The sequence below is a fragment of the Mammaliicoccus sp. I-M35 genome (genome assembly GCF_022386455.1).
Lineage (GTDB): Bacteria > Bacillota > Bacilli > Staphylococcales > Staphylococcaceae > Mammaliicoccus > Mammaliicoccus sciuri_A.
Genome location: NZ_JAJNIL010000036.1, coordinates 1 through 349 on the forward strand (window position 1 = coordinate 1; position 349 = coordinate 349).

General features: G+C 42.4%; 1 protein-coding gene. It reads left to right on the forward strand.

Annotated elements, in window-relative coordinates:
* Positions 1–349: Rib/alpha-like domain-containing protein (locus tag LQ679_RS14720; RefSeq protein WP_275589958.1), on the forward strand; the 349-nt coding region annotated here is incomplete at both ends.

The following is a 349-nucleotide window of genomic DNA, read 5'->3' on the forward strand; positions in this document are numbered from 1 at the left end:
AAAGTACCTGTAACAGTAGGAGAACAAGCAGACAATGATGCTTATGAACCAACAACAGACGGTGTAACAAAAGACAATGGCACACCAACGACAACAGACGATGTAACAGGTTCAGTGACAATCCCAGATTATCCAGCGGATAAAGAACAACCAACAATTACGGTGGATGACGAAACACAATTACCAGATGGCAACACACCAGGCACAACAGAAGTAGATGTGACAGTGACATATCCAGATGGAACAGAAGATCACATAAAAGTACCTGTAACAGTAGGAGAACAAGCAGACAATGATGCTTATGAACCAACAACAGACGGTGTAACAAAAGACAATGGCACACCAACGA